Annotated in this window: 19 protein-coding genes and 1 pseudogene; 18 read left to right on the forward strand and 2 right to left on the reverse strand. The window is 48.1% G+C overall.

The genetic code is table 11. The annotated features are described in order from the left end of the window. Positions 1-6 precede the first annotated feature (6 nt). The 5 genes from HQ50_RS08765 to HQ50_RS08785 all read left to right on the forward strand — a co-directional run bounded on the left by HQ50_RS08765 (position 7) and on the right by HQ50_RS08785 (position 5,704). Positions 7-255, forward strand: coding sequence for a DUF4492 domain-containing protein (locus HQ50_RS08765; RefSeq protein ID WP_018965328.1), 249 nt, complete (start codon positions 7-9; stop codon positions 253-255). Between the two features lie 19 nt (positions 256-274). Beyond that, positions 275-1,864: a cytochrome ubiquinol oxidase subunit I gene (locus tag HQ50_RS08770; protein ID WP_081960079.1), complete on the forward strand. Its 1,590-nt coding sequence runs from the start codon at positions 275-277 to the stop codon at positions 1,862-1,864. Between the two features lie 47 nt (positions 1,865-1,911). Then, the gene (locus tag HQ50_RS08775; protein WP_039429817.1) at positions 1,912-3,075 is read left to right on the forward strand and encodes a cytochrome d ubiquinol oxidase subunit II; all 1,164 of its coding nucleotides are present in this window, start codon (positions 1,912-1,914) and stop codon (positions 3,073-3,075) included. A gap of 146 nt (positions 3,076-3,221) precedes the next feature. Beyond that, on the forward strand, positions 3,222-4,013 hold the full coding sequence (locus HQ50_RS08780) for a patatin-like phospholipase family protein (protein ID WP_039419719.1): 792 nt from the start codon (positions 3,222-3,224) through the stop codon (positions 4,011-4,013). After that, on the forward strand, positions 4,010-5,704 hold the full coding sequence (locus HQ50_RS08785; protein WP_039429820.1) for an alpha-amylase family glycosyl hydrolase: 1,695 nt from the start codon (positions 4,010-4,012) through the stop codon (positions 5,702-5,704). Before HQ50_RS08780 ends, HQ50_RS08785 begins: the two co-directional genes overlap by 4 nt. Before the next feature lie 101 nt (positions 5,705-5,805). On the opposite strand, the gene HQ50_RS08790 is transcribed toward HQ50_RS08785, so the two are convergent. Then, positions 5,806-8,409 (reverse strand): TonB-dependent receptor, encoded by a 2,604-nt coding sequence (locus HQ50_RS08790; protein ID WP_039429822.1) that lies wholly within the window; start codon positions 8,407-8,409, stop codon positions 5,806-5,808. A 389-nt stretch (positions 8,410-8,798) separates the two neighbouring features. On the opposite strand from HQ50_RS08790, the gene HQ50_RS08795 reads away from it, so the two are divergent. The 5 genes from HQ50_RS08795 (at position 8,799) to HQ50_RS08815 (ending at position 13,806) form a co-directional block, all read left to right on the forward strand. Next, on the forward strand, positions 8,799-9,692 hold the full coding sequence (locus HQ50_RS08795; protein ID WP_039429825.1) for a decaprenyl-phosphate phosphoribosyltransferase: 894 nt from the start codon (positions 8,799-8,801) through the stop codon (positions 9,690-9,692). Positions 9,693-10,444: 752 nt separating this feature from the next. Continuing rightward, positions 10,445-11,068, forward strand: a complete 624-nt coding sequence (locus tag HQ50_RS08800) for a Crp/Fnr family transcriptional regulator (protein WP_021665945.1) — start codon at positions 10,445-10,447, stop codon at positions 11,066-11,068. 64 nt (positions 11,069-11,132) lie between these two features. Then, the gene (locus HQ50_RS08805; protein WP_039429827.1) at positions 11,133-11,939 is read left to right on the forward strand and encodes a sulfite exporter TauE/SafE family protein; all 807 of its coding nucleotides are present in this window, start codon (positions 11,133-11,135) and stop codon (positions 11,937-11,939) included. 92 nt (positions 11,940-12,031) lie between these two features. Continuing rightward, a complete protein-coding gene (locus HQ50_RS08810; RefSeq protein WP_039429828.1) occupies positions 12,032-13,447 on the forward strand; it encodes a rhodanese-like domain-containing protein in 1,416 nt (471 codons plus the stop codon). Continuing rightward, positions 13,420-13,806 (forward strand): rhodanese-like domain-containing protein, encoded by a 387-nt coding sequence (locus HQ50_RS08815; protein ID WP_039419698.1) that lies wholly within the window; start codon positions 13,420-13,422, stop codon positions 13,804-13,806. Before HQ50_RS08810 ends, HQ50_RS08815 begins: the two co-directional genes overlap by 28 nt. A gap of 554 nt (positions 13,807-14,360) precedes the next feature. Here the strand turns inward: HQ50_RS08815 and HQ50_RS08820 are convergent. Next, a pseudogene (locus HQ50_RS08820) lies at positions 14,361-14,528 on the reverse strand (transposase family protein); the annotation flags it as partial. A gap of 364 nt (positions 14,529-14,892) precedes the next feature. Between HQ50_RS08820 and gltX the strand changes: the two are divergent. The 8 genes from gltX to gcvT all read left to right on the forward strand — a co-directional run bounded on the left by gltX (position 14,893) and on the right by gcvT (position 24,397). After that, positions 14,893-16,416: a glutamate--tRNA ligase gene (gene gltX / locus HQ50_RS08825; RefSeq protein WP_018965314.1), complete on the forward strand. Its 1,524-nt coding sequence runs from the start codon at positions 14,893-14,895 to the stop codon at positions 16,414-16,416. Positions 16,417-16,442: 26 nt separating this feature from the next. Further along, a complete protein-coding gene (locus HQ50_RS08830) occupies positions 16,443-17,681 on the forward strand; it encodes a 3-deoxy-D-manno-octulosonic acid transferase (RefSeq protein WP_039422354.1) in 1,239 nt (412 codons plus the stop codon). A gap of 82 nt (positions 17,682-17,763) precedes the next feature. After that, positions 17,764-19,719, forward strand: a complete 1,956-nt coding sequence (locus HQ50_RS08835) for an LTA synthase family protein (protein WP_039429833.1) — start codon at positions 17,764-17,766, stop codon at positions 19,717-19,719. Between the two features lie 115 nt (positions 19,720-19,834). Next, positions 19,835-20,704, forward strand: a complete 870-nt coding sequence (gene rfbA / locus HQ50_RS08840; protein WP_018965311.1) for a glucose-1-phosphate thymidylyltransferase RfbA — start codon at positions 19,835-19,837, stop codon at positions 20,702-20,704. A 14-nt stretch (positions 20,705-20,718) separates the two neighbouring features. Beyond that, positions 20,719-21,309, forward strand: coding sequence for a dTDP-4-dehydrorhamnose 3,5-epimerase (rfbC, locus tag HQ50_RS08845; RefSeq protein ID WP_039429836.1), 591 nt, complete (start codon positions 20,719-20,721; stop codon positions 21,307-21,309). After that, positions 21,306-22,163, forward strand: coding sequence for a dTDP-4-dehydrorhamnose reductase (rfbD, locus tag HQ50_RS08850; RefSeq protein WP_039429838.1), 858 nt, complete (start codon positions 21,306-21,308; stop codon positions 22,161-22,163). Before rfbC ends, rfbD begins: the two co-directional genes overlap by 4 nt. 6 nt (positions 22,164-22,169) lie before the next feature. After that, entirely contained in the window at positions 22,170-23,234 is a 1,065-nt protein-coding gene (gene rfbB / locus HQ50_RS08855) for a dTDP-glucose 4,6-dehydratase (RefSeq protein ID WP_039419691.1), read from the forward strand. 74 nt (positions 23,235-23,308) lie between these two features. Further along, complete coding sequence (gene gcvT / locus HQ50_RS08860) at positions 23,309-24,397, forward strand: glycine cleavage system aminomethyltransferase GcvT (protein ID WP_039419690.1); 1,089 nt, start codon at positions 23,309-23,311, stop codon at positions 24,395-24,397. Positions 24,398-24,735 lie beyond the last annotated feature (338 nt).

The raw sequence follows: 24,735 nt of genomic DNA on the forward strand, positions 1-24,735 counted from the left end.
AAAACTATGACAACAACCAAAGCAAAACGCGAGAACTTGCTTATGCGCATAGTCCGCTTTTATATAGATGGCTTCAGGAATATGAAATTAGGAAAGACGCTATGGGCTATTATCCTCATCAAGCTATTCATCATGTTCGCCATCCTGAAAGTATTCTTCTTCCCAAACTTTCTGAAACAACAGGCCGGCAGTGACAGTGCTGCCAAATCCGAATATGTGCAGCAAGAACTTATCAAACGTGGAATAAACCCCTAAAATATTAAGATATAAGCGTATGATTATGAATTTAGATGCCTTAGTAAGCTGGTCGCGTGCACAGTTTGCTCTTACAGCCATGTATCACTGGTTGTTTGTCCCGCTGACACTGGGATTGGGTGTCATCATGGCTATCGTGGAGACCATCTATTATCGCAATGGCAAACCGGAGTGGAAGCGTTATGCCCAGTTCTGGCAGAAGCTATTCGGTATCAACTTTGCGATCGGTGTGGCCACGGGAATCATTCTCGAATTCGAGTTTGGCACCAACTGGTCTAACTACAGCCTCTTCGTGGGCGATATCTTCGGAGCGCCATTGGCTATCGAGGGTATTTTGGCTTTCTTCATGGAGGCTACTTTTATTGCCGTTATGTTCTTTGGCTGGAACAAGGTCAGCAAAGGGTTTCACCTGAGTGCCACATGGCTGACCATCATCGGAGCCAGCCTGTCGGCCGTATGGATTCTTATCGCCAATGCTTGGATGCAAGAGCCGGTGGGAATGACCTTCAACCCCGATACGATGCGCAACGAAATGACGGATTTCTGGGCTTTGGTATTCTCTTCCACTGCGATCAATAAGTTCTGGCACACGATCTCTTCCTGCTGGACTCTCGGATCCGTATTTGCTTTGGGCGTATGCGGCATCTACCTGCTCAGAAAGGACGACAAACACAAGGACTTCGCCCTCAAAAACATCAAGATCATCGCTCCCTTCGGCTTGGCTGCTTCGCTTATCACAGCTTTCACCGGCGACACCTCTGCCTACAACGTGGCACAAAAGCAACCGATGAAGCTGGCAGCCATGGAAGGTCTGTACGATGCAGGACAGACGGACAAGGATGGACTCACTGCCGATGGCAAGGGCCTTCCACTCAGCCTCTTCGGCATCCTCAATCCGGCGAAAGAAACACCGCAGGACGATAAGGAAGCCTTCCTCTTCAACGTATCGGTGCCACGCGTACTCTCTGTCTTGGGAACTCGCAACCCCAGCGGTTATGTACCGGGTATCAACAACATCCTCGAAGGCGGATATGTAAAGGCCGATGGCACTACCGCTATTCCGGTGGATAGTATGATGCAGCGTGGACGCAGGGCGATCATGGCTCTGAACGACTACAGCAAGGCCAAACAAGCCGGCGATATGGAAGCTGCCCTACAGCACAAATCCGTTATAGACGAGAATTTCCCCTATTTCGGCTATGGCTATATCCAGCACAAGAACGATATAGTTCCTCCCGTGGGGCTGACTTACTACAGCTTCCGTATCATGGTAGGATTGGGTATGCTGTTTATACTGCTATTCCTATTGGCATGGCTGTTCAGCTTCAAACCGGAAAAATTCAGCAAAATGCGATGGTTCCACATGGTCGCTATCGTATGTATGCCTCTTGCATGGGTAGCCAGTCAGAGTGGTTGGATCGTAGCGGAAGTAGGACGCCAGCCTTGGACGATCCAAGATTTATTGCCGGTACAAGCTGCCGTATCCAAGCTGGAAGCCAGCTCCGTGATGATCACTTTCTTTGTCTTCCTCGTACTCTTTTCTGCTTTGCTCGTTGCCGAGCTGAATATCATGCGCAAAGCAATCAAGAAAGGTCCCGAGACAGAATAACGCTAACGAATCCCGATCTCTATTCATAGAATAAACGACACGAAATTATGGAATACGCATTGTTACAACACTACTGGTGGTTCCTCGTCTCATTGCTGGGAGCACTGCTGGTTTTCCTGCTATTCGTACAAGGAGGACAGTCGTTCCTCTTCAGTCTTGGCAAAGACGAACTGACTCAGAAAATGATGGTCAATTCGACCGGACGAAAATGGGAGTTCACCTTTACGACATTGGTTACTTTCGGAGGTGCCCTCTTTGCATCGTTCCCACTTTTCTACAGCACCAGCTTTGGCGGAGCATATTGGGTATGGATGCTGATCCTCTTCTGCTTCATTATCCAAGCTGTATCCTACGAGTACCAATCCAAACATGGTAATGTATGGGGGAAGAAAACCTACCAAATACTGCTTTTCATCAATGGTGTATTGGCTCCGGTTCTGCTCGGAACGGCTGTTTCCACATTCTTTACAGGCAGTAACTTCGTGGTAAACAAGATGGCGATGTTCGATCTCTCCGGAGGCAGTCAGATCGTTTCTGCCTGGCAACCGTTCAACGGGTTGCAACTGAGAGGTCTGGAAGCCGTTTTGAACCTGTGGAATGTAGTACTCGGATTGGCTGTATTCTTCCTTGCAAGAGTATCGGCTCTACTTTATTTCATCAACAATATCGATGACGACAGCCTCTATACAGCTGCCAGACGCCGACTTTGGGCTAATACGATTGCCTTTCTGGTCTTCTTCCTTGCGTACATAGCCTTCTTGATGAATACGGATGGCTTTGCCGTTGACCCTGTCTCCAAAGAGGTCTATATGGAGCCATACAAGTACCTGTACAACTTCTTGGATATGCCGGCTGTTTTGGCGGTCTTCCTGTTGGGAGTAATCCTTGTACTTGCCGGTATCGGTTTGACCCTACTACGCAAAGGCTTCAAACGAGGCATTTGGTTACATGGTACGGGAACCGTGCTGACAGTACTTGCCCTGCTGCTCATAGCCGGCTGGAACGACACGTCTTGGTACCCATCCACATACGATCTGCAAAGCTCTCTTACAATAGAGAATGCCAGCTCCAGCCACTTCACGCTGGAGGTGATGAGCTACGTCTCTCTCCTCATTCCTTTCGTTTTGGCTTACATTTTCTATGCATGGCGAGCATTGGACATTCGTAAGATCACGAAAAAAGAAATGGAGCATGATGATCATACCTATTGATCTCTGACAGATAATTCCACAAATCTGAGGCTGTGTCATACGAGGATTCTCCCATGACACAGCCTCGTTGTTTTTCTACATTTCGGCAGCAATCATGGCCGTTGGTTGGAAAAGACGGTTATATTTACCTGACCAAACACAGCAATATGCCTCATTCTTCATATCAAAACGCAAAGTATCGAATAGGCTTGGCTCTTAGCGGCGGAGCAGCCAAAGGATTTGCTCATTCAGGGGTACTCCATGCCCTTGAGGACAACGGGATACGCCCCGACATTATAGCCGGCACTAGCGCAGGAGCATTGGTAGCCGCTCTCTATGCCGATGGATATGCTCCCGAAGAAATCCCCCAACTGTTTCGCGGGAAAGATTTCGGGTTCCTGACCGAATGGCAAATACCGCAAAGAGGCGTATTCAGTATACGAAAGTTCAAGAGCTTCCTCCGTTCAGTATTGCGTCACAAGAATATCGAAGATCTACACTTTCCGATCAAGATAGTGGCAACGGATCTTGACCGTGGTCTAATTAAGGTTTTTACCCAAGGGCCTCTTGTCGAAACCGTCACAGCCTCTTGTAGCATTCCGATTCTATTCAACCCGGTGGAGATAGACGGGACTACCTACGTAGATGGCGGACTATTCAAAGATCTTCCGGCTTCCGTCATTCGGGAGGACTGCCGCTATCTCATAGGGGTACACCTCAATCCGAAGGAACCTTCCGAGTATAAAAAGAGTCTTTTCGGCATTGCAGAGCGTTGCTTCGGCTACATCTTCCGAGCGAACTCTTTGCCCGATCGCAAGCTGTGCGATTTGCTGATCGAATCAGGAGAAATAATCAAGTTCAAACCCTTCCAAGTGGAGCCGGCAGAAGAAATTGCAGCATTCGGATACAAAATGGCCGAACAAGTCCTCAAAACAACATCAATAAGACGAAATCCATGAAAAAGAAAGAGAAGATAATCATCTATTCCGTGCTGCCACGTCTCTTCGACAACCGATCTCAAGCACGAACACCGGGAGGTGATCTCAAAGAAAATGGCTGTGGCAAGATGGAAGGCTTCAGTCTGCAAGCACTGGAAATGATTCGGAATCTTGGCACGACCCATATATGGTACATAGGTCTGCTTGAGCAAGCGACCCAAACGAATTATAGTCATGCCGGCATCCTCACCTGCCACCCCGATATTGTCAAGGGGAAAGCAGGATCGCCTTATGCTATCAGAGACTATTACGACATATCGCCCGAATTGGCTACGGACATTCCTAACCGAATGGCAGAATTTGACGACCTGATCGAGCGTACACACCGTGCGGGTATGGGAGTGATCATAGATTTTGTACCCAACCATGTAGCACGCGAATATCAGTCGGATGCCAAACCATCGGGTACAAAAGATCTGGGCGAGGGAGACGATCCGCTTTTGGCATTCTCTCCCAACAATAATTTTTACTACCTGCCGGAACAACACCTCCACCTGCATTTAGGGGAGCAGAGTCGTACGATGTCTTATCAGGAAGAGCCTGCGAAGGCAACGGGCAACGACCGATTCTCCTCCCATGTAGGCAAGGAGGATTGGTACGAAACAGTGAAATTGAATTACGGCATCGACTATCTGAATGGAGAAAGCAAACACATCGACCCGATACCCGATACATGGATTCGGATGCGAGATATTCTGCTCTTTTGGACAAGCAAAGGAATAGATGGATTCCGTTGCGACATGGCCGAAATGGTGCCGGTAGAATTTTGGGAATGGGTAATATCGCAAATTCGCGAAAGATACTCGGTCTTATTCATCGCTGAAATCTACCGTCCGGAGCTTTACGAAGAATATCTTCATGCAGGATTCGATTATCTGTATGATAAGGTAGGCATGTATGACTGTCTCCGTGCCGTTATTTGCGGATATGGCTCCGCTTCGGATATATCAGGAGCAGTACGACAAACAGAGCGATTTGCCGACAATATGCTCTACTTCCTTGAGAATCACGATGAGCAGCGCATAGCTTCGGATTTCTTTGCAGGAGATGCACGGAAAGCTCTTCCGGCAGTAACGATAGCCGCCACAATAGGGCGCAATCCTTTCATGCTTTACTTTGCTCAGGAGCTTGGCGAACGCGGCATGGATACCGAAGGGTTCAGTGGCAAGGATGGTCGCACCACGATATTTGACTATTGGAGTCTGGACAAGATGCAGCGTCGCATCAATGGCGGACTATACGACACGAAGATGTTATCCGAAGAAGAACGCGTCTTACTAAAAAGTTATACCTGTCTATTACATGATGTTTGCGCCCTGCCATCAGTCGTTCAAGGAAACTTCTATGACCTCGGCTATGCCAATCAGGATCATCCCTACTTCCGACCGAATCAGGAGTTTACTTTCCTTCGCTACACAACCGAGGAAATACTTCTGGTTGTAGCCAACTTTGCTCCACACGAAGCAGAAATCAGGGTGAATATTCCCGAACACGCCTTTCAGACCATGCAAATAAGGGACAATACAGCGTTCCGACTAACCGATATGCTTACCGGAGAAGAAGGAATCGGCTGTCTCACCCAATACGCTCCCTACCCGCTACACCTTCCTGCATACGGCTATGCCCTGCATCGCTTCCGTCCGCTTGATTGATACAGCCCCTTTTCAGGTCATAGTAGCCCCCTGGTAAAAACAAAGAGACTGCGCCGAAACAGCTTTTCGGCACAGTCTCTTTCAGTTTTTATACAGTAGGATCAGAAGTTCACACGAATACCGGTAGACCAAGTGCGGCCGAAGCCGTACCATACGAGAGCCGAAGCCTCATCGTGTTTCTTACCGATGATATTGTCGTCGGCATCGCTCACATATCGCTTGTCAGCGACGTTGTCCATATTGAAGTAGAACGTAGTGCTGAGCGAACCGAGCTTGAAATTGTAAGATGCAGACAGATCGAACAGACCTACATCGGGCAACTTCCATGATTCTACGATTTCTTTGCCATCTGCTTCGTACTGCTGTGCATTACGTGTTGCAGGGTTGAATCCTGCATAGTTTTTGCCAAGGAAGTTGTACTTACCTACAACATGGAAACCCTTGAACAGCTCTATGTCCGCAGATACGGCAGCTGTCATCTGTGCCGCGTCTCCGACGTGCAGCCCTTTGATATAAGTTATATCCTGTCCTGTCTCATTACCGGCTTCGTCGTATGAAGTGTAGCTTACGTTGTTTTGCCAAGTCCAGTCGCCAAGAGAGAACATACCGCGAAGGTTGATTTGACGAATAGGACGATAGCTGATCTCAGCCTCTACCCCACAGTGAACGGCATCAACGCCATTGAGATAAACATATTCATTTCCGATTCTCTTCGAAGTCACGCGGTCCATCCACTTGGTATAGTATCCGTTGATATTGAATTCGAAGTTCTTATGATTCGTGAATCCATATCCGATTTCTCCTGTAAACACCTTTTCCATATTGGCTTTTTCGTTGGGAACGATAGCTCCTGCGGCATAAACATTACCGAAGAGTGGTGCACGCGTGAAGTAACCACCGTTTACGAATACGTTGTGTCCCTGTGCAAATTTGTAGCTCAGACCGGCCTTACCACTCCAGGGAAGGAAGCTCTTCCACGGCGATACACCGGCCAGGTAATTGGTGGACTTGCTACCGCCATAGTTATGATTGCGGTAGAGTTCGTAGTTGATAGATCCTGATACGAATGCATCGATCCATTCGGATGAATGCTCCATCTGAGCAAAGAGACCATGCCACATGATTTCCCCCGTATAGTCACGGTTTACGATGTCACCTACTTTCAGGTGCTGACCTTCCGTATGATAGGCAAGCTTTGCCTTGGGATCCTCTACATAGTAATTGCCACCGAGCAGATCGGTGATCTTGTCATAGTGATCGCCACGGTAGTAACGTCCGTCATATCCGGCTGTCAAAGTCAGCGAGCTATTGAGCTTCTTCTTGAACGAAGAAAGCAAGCCGAACCACTTGTGAGAGTTAGATCCGAGAGCGAAGATTGCTTCCGATCCGTTGCTTGCCGCAGCATTGGCAGCCAGTACCGCATCGTAATCGATGAGTCCGTCGGGAGTTACCTTGGTTTGTTCGTAGGGCTGACCCGTATTATAGTTGATCAATACCCACTTGCTGTTTTTTCCATAAGCACGACGACCTCCACCGGTAGCTAAAGACGCATATGCTGTGGTGTAAAAAGAGGTGTTGTCATCCATCTTCCAGAAGTGGTTCAGCGAGAACTGAGGCTTATGGTAGGTATTGTAAGCATAAGCTGTAGGAGTCAGTTCGCCACGCAGATAACCGAACGATTGATTGTGACGGATACCATATTTATCATAGTCAGCCACAGAGTATTTGCTGGAACGTTGGTTGTGCCATTGCGGTGCACCAAATCCGGTAAGAGAAAGGGTGTGACGTTCGTTGAATTTCTTTGAAACGTTGAAGAAGTAAGAGAATGCACGACCTTTCAGCCCATTCACATAACCCAGACCAGTCATATGGGAACCTGCGATAGAGATGGCCCAACCATCGTTCATACCCGTAGAGATAGAGAAAGATTCCTTGTGCAATCCATCGTTACCCATACCGACATAAGCCGAACCACCGGTATTGACATCTGTAGTCTTAGTGATAATGTTCATCGTACCCCCTACAGAACTGATACCGAGCTTGGAAGCTCCGAGTCCGCGTTGGATCTGAATGGTGCTGGCTTGGTTCATCAGACCGCTCCAATTACTCCAATACACCTTACCATCTTCCATACCATTAACGGGAACCCCATTAATGAGTACACCGAAGTTATAGGTATCGAATCCACGCACATTGGTACGGCCGTCACCGAAACCTCCACTTCCTTTGGTGGTATAAGTAGACGGAGTGGACTTAACCAATTCGGGGAACTCGATATTCAACGAAGCTGCCTGAATATCGGCCACGCGAATATTAGAGACTGGTACCGGCGTCATACGATCTTTAGGCACCACGGAGGCTATTACCTGAATTTCATCCAAACCGATGGCTTGCGGATCGAGGGAGATCGTGCCAAGGTCTTCTTGAGAGCCTCTGCCTACAGAGCGAGTTAGGGTAACATAGCCTACGCAACGGAAGGTCAGGACAGATTTGGCCGGCACTTCGAATCGGAAGCTACCATCCATATCGGTGGTTACACCGCGGAGGGATGCCCCTTGACCGGTGCTTACAGATACACCGATGAGAGGTTCGGATGTTTCTGAATCGATCACCTTACCGGTCACCACTGTTTGCGCCATTGCCAAAGAGAAACCTAAGGCCATCAGCAGTGTGGTCAGGAAAAGTTGTAGAATTCTTTTTCTCATAAGACATAATAATTTAGATTCGACTTAAAGGCATCTCTGCCCAATTCTTGTACAAAGATAATCCAGAAACATTAAGCTTGTGTTACAAGCCTTATACTTCGGTTCATTGCCATGTGATTATCTAAACCAAATCAATATTTGGGAAGATATTACCATGGGTGTCATCTTACAAATTAACAAGCGTTCGAGTTCTTTCTATATCATGTTTGCTATTTGTCCGTGTTCTCAAACTCTTTATTTTTGTAGGGAATCGTTCCACTCTTTGTTTTTAGTTGTTCTTCTAATTAACCTGATGGCATGGGGTAGGCCTCTTAAAGAAACTACACCTTTGTGGTTGATCAATAACGCTATCAGGCCTCTTGTCCACTATCTTCACAATTATTTAACTGATGTGCCATTCTATCTTCAAAGTTCTACGCCCTCACCAATGGGTCAAAAACCTCTTCATCTTCTTGCCGGTTTTTTTCGGCAAACATCTGTTCGAGGTGGAGTATTGGCTACCGAGCCTGCTTGCTTTTGTCAGTTTCAGCCTCGCTGCCAGCGGTGTTTACTGCTTTAACGACATCAATGATGTGGAAGCGGACAGGTTACATCCTGTCAAGCGTCATCGCCCTATTGCCAGTGGAGCTTTATCCATGTCATGGGGATATGCTCTGATGTCCATCTGCTTTATTTTGAGTATAGGAGTCTTATGGGTAGGGGCTATTATTACCATAGCAATGGATCCCATAGGGGTATCTCTGGTAGTCGTCTGTTACATCGGAATGAATATTTTATACAGCATCAAGCTCAAGCAGATAGCGATCGTAGATATTCTGATCATTTCTTTAGGATTTGTCTTACGGCTTCTAATGGGTAGCTTAGCCACAGGTATTATGCTATCGAAGTGGCTTGTGCTCATGACTATGCTTCTGGCCCTTTTCCTGGCTTTAGCAAAGCGATGGGATGATGTATGGATCTATGAGACAACCGGGATGAAAGCTCGAGGCAATATAGACAAGTACAATACCGCTTTCATGAACCAAGCATTGAGTATCGTAGCTGCAATAACAGTGGTGTGCTACATCATGTACACGATTTCTGACGAGGTAGTGGCACGTATCGGTAGCAGCCATTTATATCTTACCGCCATATTCGTTTTGGCGGGACTCCTTCGCCATTTACAACTGACATTAGTCGAAAACCGCAGTGGCAGTCCCACCAAAGTTTTGTTGCAGGATCGTTTTATGCAGATATGTGTGATCGGCTGGGCGATCACCTTTGGTATAATACTCTATTGCTGATGTTGGTCGAATCGATTTTTGCTACATTTGCAAGCCGGCAGAGGTTCCCCTCAGAAAGCGTTTATTATACAGAGACCTCGGCTGCTTGATAAAACTGTTTGATAAATAACGATAAAGACTCCAAACATGCATACTTCATTCTCATACATATCTTACTACAAGGGGCTCTCTCCCTTATTCCTCATACCTGTCGGAGTTAAAAGAAATGATGTCCGTACTCATGGCAGATAAGGAGCAATAGTTCTCCCGATAATCCTCCACACACAACCAGTCACGCACCAAGTTCTATGTAGAACTTGGTGCGTGACTCTTTTTGACACACTCCTAAAAAGACCTTTTTGGGCATGCGATTTATATATAAATGACTTTCGATCTATATATAAATGGAAAACGATTTATATACAAATCGAAAACGATCTATATATTTATCGTAAATAATTTGTATATAGATCGTTATCCACTCATTCGAAGACCTTGTTTTGATCTGAAAAAGTTCGTATTCTCACCTTTTTGACTTCAAGATTCGTCTCTTTTCAGATGCTTATTTAGAATCATTCTAAACACATCTTGGTTGTTGAAAACTTTTTTCACTCGTATTTTCAGGATTATGAATCAGTCCATTTCAGTAGCATACGGATCGAAAAAAGGATAAACAAACGCAAGCATTAGATCACGATGGAGAAAGCGGTGGCGAAAGAGCTTTTTCTTCCATTTCTTATCGGTTGCACAGTAGTTTTATTAAGTTTGTCACCATGAAGCAGATAGAAGATATATCCGAATTTCGCTCTTCGCCTGAGCTTGTGGACAAACTGTATAAGCATGGCATACTGAAGGTTTACAAAGCGGGCAGTGTTATCCTCAATGAGAATGCACATGTTCGCTCCATCCCTATCGTTATCAAAGGGGTCATGAGGGTGATCCGTACCGAAGAGGATGGCAGAGAAATCCTGCTCTACTATATCAAGGCGGGCGAAAGCTGTATCATGTCTTTTCTTGGGGGGCTTCACAATGAGACGAGCAAGGTAAAGGTGGAGATCGAAGACGATGCCGAGATTCTTTTCTTGCCCGTCGATAAGGTTTCCCTCTTTATGAAAGAGCATCCCGAATGGCTCAACTACATCTTCCGCTCCTACCACAAGCGATTCGAGGAGCTATTGGATACGGTGAATGCCATTGCTTTCAAGAAAATGGACGAACGTCTATTGGCCCTCATTCAAAAGAAGGCCGAACTCGTGGAGGGCAATACGATACAGATCACGCACGAACAACTGGCCAATGAATTGGGAACAGCCAGAGCCGTGGTATCAAGGCTGCTCAAACAACTGGAAGAATCCGGCATCGTTCGCTTAGGGCGTAACAAAATCACCCTTATGTGACCAAAGTAGCTGTACACCGCTCCGGATATGATGACCTTTGCCTCATCATAAAACCGGAGACAGTATGCTTATAGCAGGTTACTTGGCATCTATTTTAATCGGCCTGTCACTCGGCCTTATCGGTGGCGGAGGGAGTATCCTCACCGTTCCCGTGCTCGTATATCTCATGGGTATAGACCCTGTCTTGGGTACAGCCTATTCGCTTTTTATCGTGGGAGCTACCAGTGTATTCGGTAGCATCTCATACTTCCGCCGTTCGCTGGTGGACGTTCGCACTGCAGTGCTTTTCGGTCTGCCATCGATCCTCGCCGTATTCCTGACGAGAGCTTATCTGGTACCGGCGATTCCGGAGCATGTATTGAGTCTTGGCCGTTTTTTGATTGACCGGAACATGCTCCTGATGCTCTTGTTTGCCGTACTGATGCTTACGGCATCCGTCAGCATGATCAGACCGGCTAAAATGCAGGAGAAAACATCACAGAGATCCCCCAAGCCGAAACGACCCCGTTATGCCCTGATCCTCCTTGAGGGAATTGTGGTCGGTACGCTCACAGGGCTTGTCGGTGCCGGAGGTGGCTTCTTGATCATCCCTGCCTTAGTCATCCTCGGAGGCCTACCGATGAAACGAGCTATCGGCACCTCACTTGTAATCATATCAGCCAAATCGCTCTTGGGATTTCTGGGAGAGAATAATCCGGCCGGTCTCGACTGGGGGCTTCTTCTCTCGGTAACGGCTTTTGCCATCATCGGGATATTCATCGGCATGAAACTCTCCCAATATATTGACGGAGACAAACTCAAACCGGCATTCGGCTGGTTCGTCTTCGTCATGGGGCTATACATCATTCTCAAAGAGACCGTACTCGTATAGTTCGCGCCATTGTGTGACTAAAGTAGCTGTACGAGCCGGAAAGATGGTTGATCTTTGCAACGTCAGACAAGCATTAATAACACTCGACAAATATGAAAGTAGAACAGATTTACACGGGCTGCTTAGCCCAAGGCGCATACTACATCACTTCGATGGGAGAGGCTGCCATCATCGACCCACTGCGTGAGATCACGCCCTACCTCGAACGCCTCAAGCGCGACGGGGTAAAGCTCAAATACATATTGGAGACGCATTTCCATGCCGACTTTGTGAGCGGACACCTCGATCTGAGCCGTGCCACAGGTGCCCCCATTGTTTATGGACCTACGGCTAAGCCCGGATTCGATGCGATAGTGGCTGAGGATAATCAGATCTTCGAGTTGGGCAATGTAAGGATCCGAGTGCTTCATACACCCGGACATACGATGGAAAGCTCTTGCTTCCTGCTTATCGACGAAAACGGACGCGAGACGGCTCTCTTCAGTGGCGACACGCTCTTCCTCGGAGATGTCGGCCGTCCTGACCTGGCGCAGAAAGCTGCGAACTTGACACAGGAAGAGCTGGCCGGCCTGCTCTATGATAGTCTCTACACCAAGATCCTCCCTTTGTCGGACGACATCATCGTATATCCGGCTCACGGTGCAGGATCGGCCTGCGGCAAGAATATGATGCAGGAGACAGTGGACAGCCTTGGCAACCAAAAGCGAGTCAATTATGCTCTTAATCAGCCGAGCAGAGAGGCATTTATAGCATCTGTGATAGAGGGCTTGTTGCCACCGCCGGCTTATTTCGGTGGCAATGTGGCTATGAACAAGATGGGATATGACAGCATCGACAACGTGATGGAGCGCGGACTCTCAGCCCTCTCAGCCGCAGACTTCGAAGCGATAGCCGAAACGTCCGATGCTCTGGTACTGGATACGAGAGCTCCCGGCGTGTTCGCCCAAGGCTTCATTCCTCGTTCGATCAACATCGGTCTGGATGGGGACTTTGCCCCTTGGGTCGGTACGATGATCGTAGACGTGAAGCAACCTCTGTTGCTCGTGGCAGATCCCGGACGTGAGCAGGAAGTGATCACAAGACTCAGCCGTGTGGGATTCGATCAGGTGCTGGGCTATTTGGATGGCGGATTCGACACATGGAAAACCTCGGGCAAAGAGATCGACCATGTAGAACGCATCACGGCCGACGAATTTTCCGAACGATTCCGCTCCGAAGAGAGCCTCGTATTCGATGTACGCAAGGAGAGCGAATATGCAGCAGAGCACGTGGAAGGAGCTTATAGCCGTCCGCTCGCCTATATCAATGACTGGATACAGGATATTCCCCGAGACCGACATTTCTATCTGCACTGTATAGGCGGATACCGCAGTATGATCGCTTCCAGCATCCTACTCTCGCGAGGTTATCGTAATTTCACGGACATCGAAGGCGGATTCGCAAGCATTGCGCAGACCGGTGTTCCCAAAACAGACTATGTATGTCAAAGCAAAATATCAAAAAAGTAATATCGTCTTCCTTAACCATCATTATTGCAATTGTCATGTTAGGATTACTGAAAAATCTATTCTCGCAGCCTGACGATAAGGCTCTGACCGAGGCTATTCGCAACGGTGCCTTTCTGGTCGATGTACGTACGCCGGGTGAATTTGCTTCGGGCAGTGTATCCGGAGCCGTGAATATTCCGCTGGACCGGATAGCATCTCGCCTGGATGAACTCAAGAATAAGAAGACCATCATCGTCTTCTGTCGCAGCGGCAACAGAAGCAGCCAAGCCAAGAGCATCCTTGAACGCAATGGCTTCACCAATGTACTCAACGGAGGCACCTGGGGGCATGTAGCCTCCCTGAAAGGCGATCAGCGATAACGAAGTCTGAGAAAGACTTCGACCGTTACAACTCTTTACTCTATTAAGAAGGATTGGTTTTTGAATTTTTGTCTTTCCGAAGACAAGAATATCATCACAAAACCAATCCTTCTTTTTCACATCACATAAATGTATCCTATTCTCTCTTTTGCTCTACTGTTTATAGGACGCAAAAGGTCTCAAAATCCGATATTACCGCTTTCTATACCCTATAAATCACATCCAAAGCAGGGCAATCGCAGTACAATCCTTCAAATGCGATAGCCCTCTGTCGAAGAGGGCGGTCTCTTCGGGGAATTTTCTGTAGTCTGTGTTGCTCTCTTACTATTGGAAATTACAATCACGGGTTTCTTTCTATTATAAGAAATGAGTCCTGATCTTCCCAAATAAGGGGGAAAATGAATTTTGAAGACGCAAAACAGGAAAAACTTCTAAGATTATTTTCATTTCACCTTAATTGGCCATAATATACTGGTAATTAGCATGTTGTAATGAGCACCGTAGGCCTACGCTGGTCTCCTGCATCGTGCAGGAAGGGATCGTACGCCTACGATCGTAAGTGTTTCGTACCGGCTTTTCAACTCTTCTTCGTATTCCTCGGCATAATCTTCAATCTCGTACCAAGAGGTATCACCTGAGAGCGTAGAGAGGAAAACGATCAGGAGTAAAAAGTCGAGAGGATAAACTTCTTTGCTCTCTATCCTCCGTGGATCCGAGGCCATAAAGAGGCCTTCCAAATAGAGACTGAATACATGACTGACGGCTCATTCAACGACTATAAAATTTATAGAACGCTGTTTTGAATGCCTCTGCCCTGACATCCAAAGTGATGTCCTTTTCGAGATCAGCCTTTTCCTAATATCTTTTCGATTTTTTTCTCCGGGATGTAAAAGACATGGATTACATCAATGGGCACGGACATGTCGATGAGATCGAATAGGTTCGATTATCTCGTTTTTCCGATATGTATTTGAATTTGCTTTGCTATTAGACAGTCTGAGATTCTTTTTTAGGCTTTTTCAGCGAAAAAACTACCGAGATAAATGCTACTTTTGTGGCATTATACAAATGAAAAATTACCCAATAATGGATACAACCAACAGACGTGTACGCGTACGTTTCGCTCCGAGTCCTACCGGGCCGTTGCATATAGGAGGGGTACGTACGGCCCTATACAACTATCTCTTCGCTCGCCAGCATGGAGGTGATATGATCCTGCGCATCGAGGATACGGACAGCAATAGATTCGTGCCCGGTGCCGAGGCATATATAATAGAGGCATTGGAATGGCTCGGCATCAAATTCGACGAAGGCGTGGGCTATGGAGGCCAATATGGCCCATATAGGCAGAGCGAAAGGCGCGATATTTATCGTGTATATGTTCGCCAACTATTGGATTCGGGACGGGCATATATCGCCTTCGATACGCCGGAGGAGCTGGAAGCTCGGCGAGCCGAGATACCCAACTTCCAATACGATGCCGCTACTCGTGGACAGATGCGCAACTCTCTGACACTGCCTGCCGAAGAAGTGGAGCGTCTCGTATCGGAGGGGACGCAGTACGTGGTTCGTTTCCTCGTGGAGCCGAATGTGGACGTAGAAGTGAACGACCTGATTCGCGGACGAGTGGTGATCAACTCTTCCATCCTCGACGACAAGGTGCTGTATAAAAGTGCCGACGACCTGCCCACCTACCATCTGGCCAATATCGTGGACGACCATCTGATGGAAGTGAGTCATGTGATACGCGGTGAGGAGTGGTTGCCCAGTGCACCGCTTCATGTCCTGCTCTATCGTGCTTTCGGTTGGGAAGACACGATGCCGAGATTTGCCCATTTGGCACTGCTGCTGAAGCCCGAAGGAAACGGTAAGCTGAGCAAACGCGATGGCGATCGTTTGGGATTTCCCGTATTTCCGCTGGAGTGGAAAGATCCCCAAACGGGAGATATATCCAAAGGCTATCGTGAAAGCGGCTACCTGCCTGAAGCGGTGGTAAACTTCCTCGCGCTTCTGGGTTGGAATCCGGGCAATGATCAGGATGTCATGAGTATGGACGAATTGATCCGACTGTTCGACATCGAAAAGTGCAGCAAAGCCGGAGCCAAGTTCGACTACGAGAAAGGGCGTTGGTTCAATCACCAATATATCCAGCGAAAGGACGATACGGACTTGGCCGAACTCTTCCGCCCCATCCTTCGCGAACATGGAGTAGAGGCTACCGATGAGAAAACGGCTCATGTAATCTCCCTCGTCAAGGAGCGTGTAAACTTTATCGGAGAGCTATGGGAGCAAGCCGGATTCTTCTTCACCGCACCGCTATCCTATGATGAAAAAACAGTGAAGAAACGCTGGAAAGAAGATACGGCCAAGCAGTTGGGCGAACTTGCCGAATTGCTGGACTCTCACCCATCGTTTGAAGCCGAAGCAACCGAACCGACTGTAAAGAACTGGATCGAGACCAATGGCTATCACCTCGGCAATATCATGAACGCCACTCGGTTGGCACTCGTGGGCGAGAGCAAGGGCCCTCATATCTTCGACATTATGGAAGTGCTCGGGCGTGAAGAGACCGTTGGACGCATACGCCGTGCCATTGAAGTCTTAGGCTGAGAGCAATAATTCTTTTTTCGAGATATATGCGATTCCTTTTCAGCCTGATCGGATTGGTCTATTCCTCGCTGATCAAACTTGCCGTTCCGTTCAATCCCAAAGCTCGTATGATGGTTCGTGGGCGGTGGAAGGTGTGGCGTCGGCTACGTGAGGGCATAGTGCCGGGCGGACGTTATATATGGTTCCATGCTGCTTCTTTGGGGGAGTTCGAGCAGGGGAGACCGATGATAGAACGCATCCGAAGCGAATATCCGGACTATAGGATCGTGCTTACCTTCTTCAGCCCTTCGGGATACGAGGTGCGTAAGAATTACGAAGGTGCCGATGTGATCGTGTATCTGCCGGCGGATCGTTTGGCTCGCGTGCGTAAGTTTCTGGATTTGGTCAAGCCTGAGATGGCTATTTTCATCAAATACGACTTCTGGCCCTGCTTCCTGACAGAATTGGAGCGCAGGCAGATACCTACTTATCTGGTTTCATCCATCTTCCGACCGTCACAGCTGTTTTTCCGCTGGTATGGAGGAGCATACAAGCGTTTGTTACACTGCTTTACGCACATTTTTGTTCAGGACGAGGCTTCGCGCCTGCTACTTGAAAAGCATGGGATAGACCATGTATCCGTAGCGGGAGATACGCGCTTCGACAGGGTGATCTCCGTATATGAAGCTCGCAAATCGCTTCCGCTGATAGAGCGTTTTGCTGCTTCCGTACCGGAAGACGGTTTGGTCATTGTGGGCGGTAGCAGTTGGCCTCCCGACGAAGAGATACTCGTACGCTACTTCAATCGCAATCCCAAGATCAAGCTCATACTGGCACCGCACGAAATCGACAAGGAACATTTGCTACAGATCATATCGCACATACGGCGACCTTTCATACGACTTTCGGAAGCTACGGAAAGCGATATTGCCCGGCAGGATTGTCTGATCGTAGACAGCTTCGGTCTCCTATCCTCCATTTATCGCTACGGTCAGGTAGCTTTTATCGGAGGAGGATTCGGCAAGGGCATTCACAATACACCCGAGGCCGCAGTCTATGGCATACCGGTTATTTTCGGGCCACGATATGAGAAGTTCAAGGAAGCCCGTGAATTGATAGATGTCGGCGGAGGGTTCTCGGTATCATCGGCAGAGGAGTTTGGCTCCCTGATCGAGCGACTGCAAACGGACAAGATCTATAGGGATGCCGCATCCCACGCAGCAGCAGACTATATCAGATCTAATGCGGGTGCAACGGAATACATTATCCGCCAAATCATGAAATAGGCTCAAACGGGGGATATGTGACCGAAATCATTCGTTACCCTCGCCCCCTGCCTCCATCCGAATAGAACACACAGAAAGAGATATGAATATTTTCAAGCGGACAATACAGACAAACAGCTGGTGGGCTTTTGCCTATCGTATGGCATTGGCTTATTTCTTTTTTGGTATTGCCCGTGGATTGTTCTACCTCTTCAACTACCGCTTTTTTGCCGACATGACTGCCGAGCAGGTATGGCGTGCATGGATGGGGGGGCTTAGGTTCGACACGGCTTCCGTTTTGTATTTGAATGCCCTTTTCATTCTGTTGAGCTTTCTGCCGTTCAGATTTCGTACCAAACGCTCCTATCGAATCCTGACCGACTGGGCCTTTTTCGTGCCAAATGCTTTGGGAGTAGCGGCAGGTCTGGCCGACTGTATTTACTATCCATATACCTTAAAGCGAACCTCTTCGACGGTTTTCTCCGAATTCAGCCATGAAGGTGGAGGGCTGATATGGCATCTTCTTCTGAATTACTGGTATATGAGCCTACTGGCCATAGTCCTCGTTACTGCTATGGTATGGTTGTATCATCGGGTCAAGCCGGTACGCACCTATGCCGAAGAGAAAGGCGCCTTGCATTATTATACGGCCCACGCAGAAGCCCTCGTTGCTGCTATCGCATTTATCGTATGGGGTATACGTGGAGGCAGCTTTGCCAAGTCGTGGCGTCCTATGACAATGAGCTATGCCAATCTGTCGGTGGACAAGGTGGAACACAGGGCTTTGGTACTGAATACGCCCTACAGCATCATTCGTACCATTGGCAAACAGGGGCTGGAGGAAAAGCGTTTTTATGCCTCCGAAAAGGAATTGGAGCAAGTATTCAACCCTATTCATCATTTGGCGACGGATACGACAGCTCGTTTCGGTCAGTTGCGTGGACGCAACGTGATGGTAATAATCATCGAAAGCTTTGCCCGCCAATACGTGGGACGGCTGAATCAAGACATTCCCGATTACAAAGGATATACACCCTGCTTCGACTCGATTTCACAAAAGGGATACCTGTTCGAACAAGCTTTTGCCAACGGGCGTAAGAGTATCGATGCCATGCCATCCATATTGAGTTCGTTGCCTTCTCTTCGCTCACACTTCATTACGTCTCACTATTCGGGCAATGAGATTGAAGGATTGGGGACGGCTCTTGGGCATATCGGTTATCAATCCATTTTCTTGCATGGTGCACCAAACGGATCGATGGGCTTCGATGCTTTTGTCAAACAAGCCGGTTACAAACGTTATTTCGGCAAGACGGAGTATGCCCGTGATGAAGATTTCGATGGTGTATGGGGTATCTGGGACGAGCCGTTCTTACTGCATGCCGTGGACGAGCTCAGCCGTATGAAACAGCCTTTTGTAGGTACGCTGTTCACGCTTTCCAGCCATGAGCCTTTCCGTATTCCAAGTCATTACAAAGGTCACTTCCCCAACGAGGGCGAACCGCTGGTGCAGTGCATCGGATATACAGATCATGCCTTGGGAGAATTTTTCCGTAAAGCAAGCCTACAGCCTTGGTTTGAAAATACGCTCTTCGTTATCACAGCCGACCATGCTTCCGGAGATCTTCGTCCTGATTACAGAAGTGCTGTCGGACGTTATGCCGTACCCATCTTATTCTATGCTCCGGGATCTGATTTGATAGGATTTGACAGGACTACTACCGTACAGCAAGCCGATATTCTTCCGACGGTGCTAAGCCTTTTGGGTTATTCTACTCCTGTTCTGGCTTTCGGGAATAACATGTTTAGCCGACAAGCCCCGCATTTTGCTATTACCGATTATGACGGTACGCTTCAACTATTAGGGGATGGCTTCGTCCTTCAGCACGATGGCAATCGTCCTCTTGCCTTGTACGACTATCTTAATGATAAAGAACTTCACACAAATCTGATCAAAACGCAAACTGCACGGGCTGACAGTATGACACGCCGAATAGAAGCAGTGATCCAGTCTTTCAATCACCGAATGAATACAAACAGGCTTGTTGCCGATAAATAACGAATAAAATTCATAGAGTAAGAACAGAGCGATGTAATTATATCAAGCTATTGCTGCAATCCTATTTGCCATTTGATCGTAATAAAGTTATTTTTGTCCCGCAAATCGATTTGCTATGAAAGGAATAATCCTTGCCGGAGGATCCGGCACTCGTCTATATCCGATAACTCGGGGTGTAAGCAAACAGCTTCTGCCCGTTTATGACAAGCCGATGATTTACTACCCGCTTTCTACGCTTATGCTTGCGGGTATTCGGGATGTCCTGATCATTTCCACACCACAGGACCTGCCCATGTTCCAACGGCTTTTGGGTGATGGCAGTGATCTCGGTGTTCGCTTGGAGTATGCAGTGCAACCCTCCCCCGATGGATTGGCACAGGCTTTCATCATCGGACGCAAGTTTGTAGGAGACGATTGTGCCTGTCTCGTCTTAGGAGATAATATATTCTACGGGCATGGCTTCAGCCAGATGCTTCGGTCGGCAGTTGCCGATGCAGAAAAGGGCATGGCCACCATTTTCGGCTATTATGTGAATGATCCTGAGCGATATGGTGTAGCAGAAGTGGACGCTACCGGCAAGGTCATCAGTCTGGAGGAAAAACCGAAAAAGCCGAAAAGCAACTACGCAGTGGTGGGACTTTACTTCTATCCCAATGATGTACTGGATGTAGCAGCAGATGTCAAACCATCGGCACGGGGCGAACTGGAAATAACCTCAGTCAATCAGGAGTTCATGCTTCGCAATCAGCTCCGCCTCCAACAGCTGGGGCGTGGTTTTGCCTGGCTGGATACAGGCACGCACGAATCACTGACAGATGCTTCCGCATTTGTCTCTGTCATAGAGAAACGCCAAGGCTTGAAGATCGCCTGTTTGGAGGAGATTGCTTACAATAATGGCTGGCTCACCAAAGAAGATCTGGCTCGTGTGGCTGAACCGATGAAACAGAATCAATACGGAAAGTATCTGCTTGGACTGATCAAATAGAGAGCTCCCCATCCATGAACTTCACCCCCACCGAAATACCCGAAGTTGTTATCCTTGAGCCCCGATTGTTCCGTGACGATCGAGGCTATTTCTTCGAATCATTCAGTCGGCAAGAGATAGAAACGGGTATTCGTCCCATTAATTTTGTACAAGACAACGAATCGGCATCCCGCTATGGAGTACTGAGAGGGCTTCACTTCCAGAAACCTCCTCATGCTCAGAGCAAGCTGGTGCGAGTAGTACGTGGGTGTGTGATTGACTATGCCGTGGATATTCGCTTCGGATCGCCTACTTTCGGCAAATATGTAGCCGTGGAGCTTTCCGATACAAACTTCAGGCAGCTCTTTATCCCACGCGGATTTGCTCACGGCTTTGTCGTGCTAAGCGACGAGGTCGTATTCCAGTACAAATGCGACAACTACTATGCTCCGCAAAGCGAAGGAGCCATTGCTTGGAACGATCCGAACTTAGGCATTGACTGGAGAATCCCCGCAGAGGACATTGTCCTCTCTGCCAAAGATCAGGCTAATCCCTCGTGGGCAGAACTGACATCGAGCGAGGATTTCCAGAATCTCTTCCCCTACAATCAAGACTTATACGAATGAACCGAATACTGGTAACCGGAGCCGATGGTCAGTTGGGTAGTGAACTTCGGTTGTTGGCTTCGGCTGACAGCCGTTTTGTTTTCACCGACCTGGCGGAGCTGGATATTAGAGATAGAGATACCGTCCTGAGCTTTGTAGAGGAATATAGCATCGGGATCATTATCAACTGTGCCGCATATACAGCTGTGGACAAAGCCGAAGACAATGAAGTCTCTGCCGAGAAAGTCAATCACCAAGCCGTGGCTCATCTGGCAGCTGCTGCTGCGAAGTATGATGCCCTGCTGATACATATTTCTACGGATTATGTATTTGATGGTATGGCGAATATCCCCTATAGGGAAGACATTCCGACGGCTCCTCTCGGTGCGTATGGTCGTACCAAGCTAAAAGGAGAACAGGCTGTGTTGGCAGCCGACTGCCGATACATGATACTGCGCACATCGTGGCTGTACTCATCGTACGGCAATAATTTCGTGAAAACGATGCTTCGGCTGACAGCAGAACGCGATACATTAAATGTAGTCTTCGATCAGGTTGGTACTCCTACCTATGCTGCGGACTTGGCTGCTTTCATACACCATCTGGCTATAGGACAACTGCCCGTTAAGACGGGGCTATATCACTTTAGCAACGAAGGCGTATGTTCGTGGTTCGACCTTGCAGTGGCCATCGCCCGAATTAGTGGTCATACAGCATGCCGGATCAGCCCCTGCCATAGCGATGAATATCCGACGAGAGTAAGAAGGCCGCATTATTCCGTCTTGGATAAGACACTTATTAAAAACACTTTCGACATCAGCATTCCTCACTGGCAGGATTCTTTGGCTGCGTGTCTGAATCTGCTAAAACATTGAAGAACGATGAACTTCCGACGTCATATTCTCATCACCGGCGGTGCCGGTTTTATCGGATCGCATGTGGTACGACTCATGGTCAATGCTTATCCTGATTATGAGATCATCAATCTCGATACGCTGACATATGCCGGCAATCTGGCCAATCTCAAGGATGTAGAGTCCGAGCCTAACTATCGCTTCGTCAAAGCGGATGTTTGTGATGCCAATACGCTGAAGAAAATCTTTGCTTATTATGCCATTGACGGAGTCATTCATCTGGCGGCCGAAAGTCATGTGGATCGGTCTATAAAGGATCCTTTAGCTTTTGCCCGTACCAACGTAATGGGGACACTGACGCTCCTGCAAGCAGCTAAAGAGGCTTGGCATGGGGAATACGAAAGCAAGCGTTTCTATCACATATCGACCGATGAGGTATACGGGGCATTGGCTTTCGACGGTACGCTATTTACGGAAGAAACCAAATACGACCCACACTCTCCCTATTCGGCCAGCAAGGCTTCCGGCGACCATTTTGTCCGGGCTTATCACGACACTTTCGGTCTGCCGATAGTGATCTCCAACTGCTCGAACAACTATGGGCCCTATCAATTTCCGGAGAAACTCATTCCCCTCTTCATTAACAATATCCGGCACAACAAGCCTCTACCCGTCTATGGCAAAGGGGAGAACGTCCGCGACTGGCTCTATGTCGAAGACCATGCTCGTGCCATCGATCTGATATTCCATCGGGGCAAGAATGGCGACACCTACAATATCGGTGGCTTCAACGAATGGAAGAACATCGATCTCATCAAGGTCATGATCCGCGTGGTGGATCGTCTTTTGGGCAGAGAGGAAGGCTCTTCGGAGAAGCTGATCACCTATGTAACGGACAGGGCCGGACACGATCTGCGCTATGCCATCGACTCGACTAAGCTGAAAAACGAACTGGGCTGGGAACCCTCTCTCCAATTCGAAGAAGGCATCGAGAAAACCGTCCGCTGGTATCTTCACAATCAAGACTGGCTGGATCGGGTTACCAGTGGCGACTACCTCCGATACTACGACGAGATGTACTCCGAACGATAGTGCTTTTTGGCTAAATTTGTCATCGTTTCCGAACCAATCAACTAAACAAATCACAATAAACAAGGAATCAAAAAATGAAGACAACTCCCTTTACCGATGTGCACATTGCGTTAGGAGCAAAGATGCACGAGTTTGCGGGCTACAATATGCCTATCGAATACAGTGGCATCATAGATGAACACATGAATGTGGTCAATAATGTAGGTGTATTCGACGTATCGCACATGGGCGAATTTTGGGTGAAAGGCCCGAATGCCCTCCGCTTCTTACAGAAAGTATCCAGCAACGATGCTTCCAAACTGGCCATCGGCCAAGTACAGTATTGCTGCTTCCCCAATAACGATGGTGGTATAGTGGACGACTTCCTGCTCTATCGCTACGAAGAGGAAAAGTATATGATGGTACCCAACGCTGCCAACATTGCCAAAGACTGGGCTTGGTGCCAGCAGCAGAATACGATGGGAGCCATACTGGAAAATGCATCGGACAACATCGCCCAGCTTGCCGTACAAGGCCCGAAAGCAACGGAAGTGATGCAACGCCTCACGGACATCGACCTGAACGAGATCACCTACTATACGTTCAAAGTAGGTACTTTCGCCGGATGTCCCGACGTAATTATTTCGGCTACGGGTTATACCGGAGCAGGCGGCTTCGAACTCTATTTCTATCCCCAATATGCACAGAAGATATGGGATGCCCTCTTCGAAGCCGGCAAGCCCGAAGGTATCAAACCGGCCGGACTCGGTGCTCGCGACACGCTTCGTCTGGAGATGGGTTTCTGTCTCTACGGCAATGATATATGCGACACCACCTCTCCCATAGAGGCCGGGCTGGGCTGGATTACCAAGTTCACCGACGACAAAATGGATATGCCGAGCCGTAAGATCATGGAAGAGCAGAAAGCCGGAGGACTCAAGCGCAAGCTCGTTGCCTTCGAGCTGAAAGACAAGGGTATTCCTCGCCAGCACTATGAAATTGCCAATGCCGAAGGGCAAATCATCGGAGAGGTTACTTCCGGAACCATGTCTCCTTACCTCAAGAAAGGTATCGGCATGGGCTATGTGGCTACGGAGTTCAGCAAAGTCGGCACAGAGCTTGGCATTGTAGTACGTGGTCGTCAGCTCAAGGCCGAGATCGTGAAACCCCCGTTCCGCAAATAATCGGGGCATTGTCACGTCCTGTAAAAGCATTACAGGTTCTCTTAGGGTAACAATAGTTTTTTTCTAATCCATCAGCAAGGTCGGCTTTGCTGATGGATTTGTTTTTATAAGGCCTTTGAAAAATAATGAGATGGATGAGAGGTATTCTTCGCATAAAAGGAGGGAAGAATTTGGATGGAAGCAGGAGTAAAAGGGCTTGTAAATCACCCTTGTGGAGCTACATGCATGAGCTCCGCAAGGGTAATTAGTCGTCCCTTAAAATTCTTTTTAATCTCTGATATTCAGCAAATTAGTTTGCGAATATCTTTGCTAAATCTGCAAGTTTTCTTATCTTCATA

The organism is Porphyromonas sp. COT-052 OH4946 (assembly GCF_000765965.1).
GTDB classification, from domain to species: Bacteria; Bacteroidota; Bacteroidia; order Bacteroidales; family Porphyromonadaceae; genus Porphyromonas; species Porphyromonas gulae.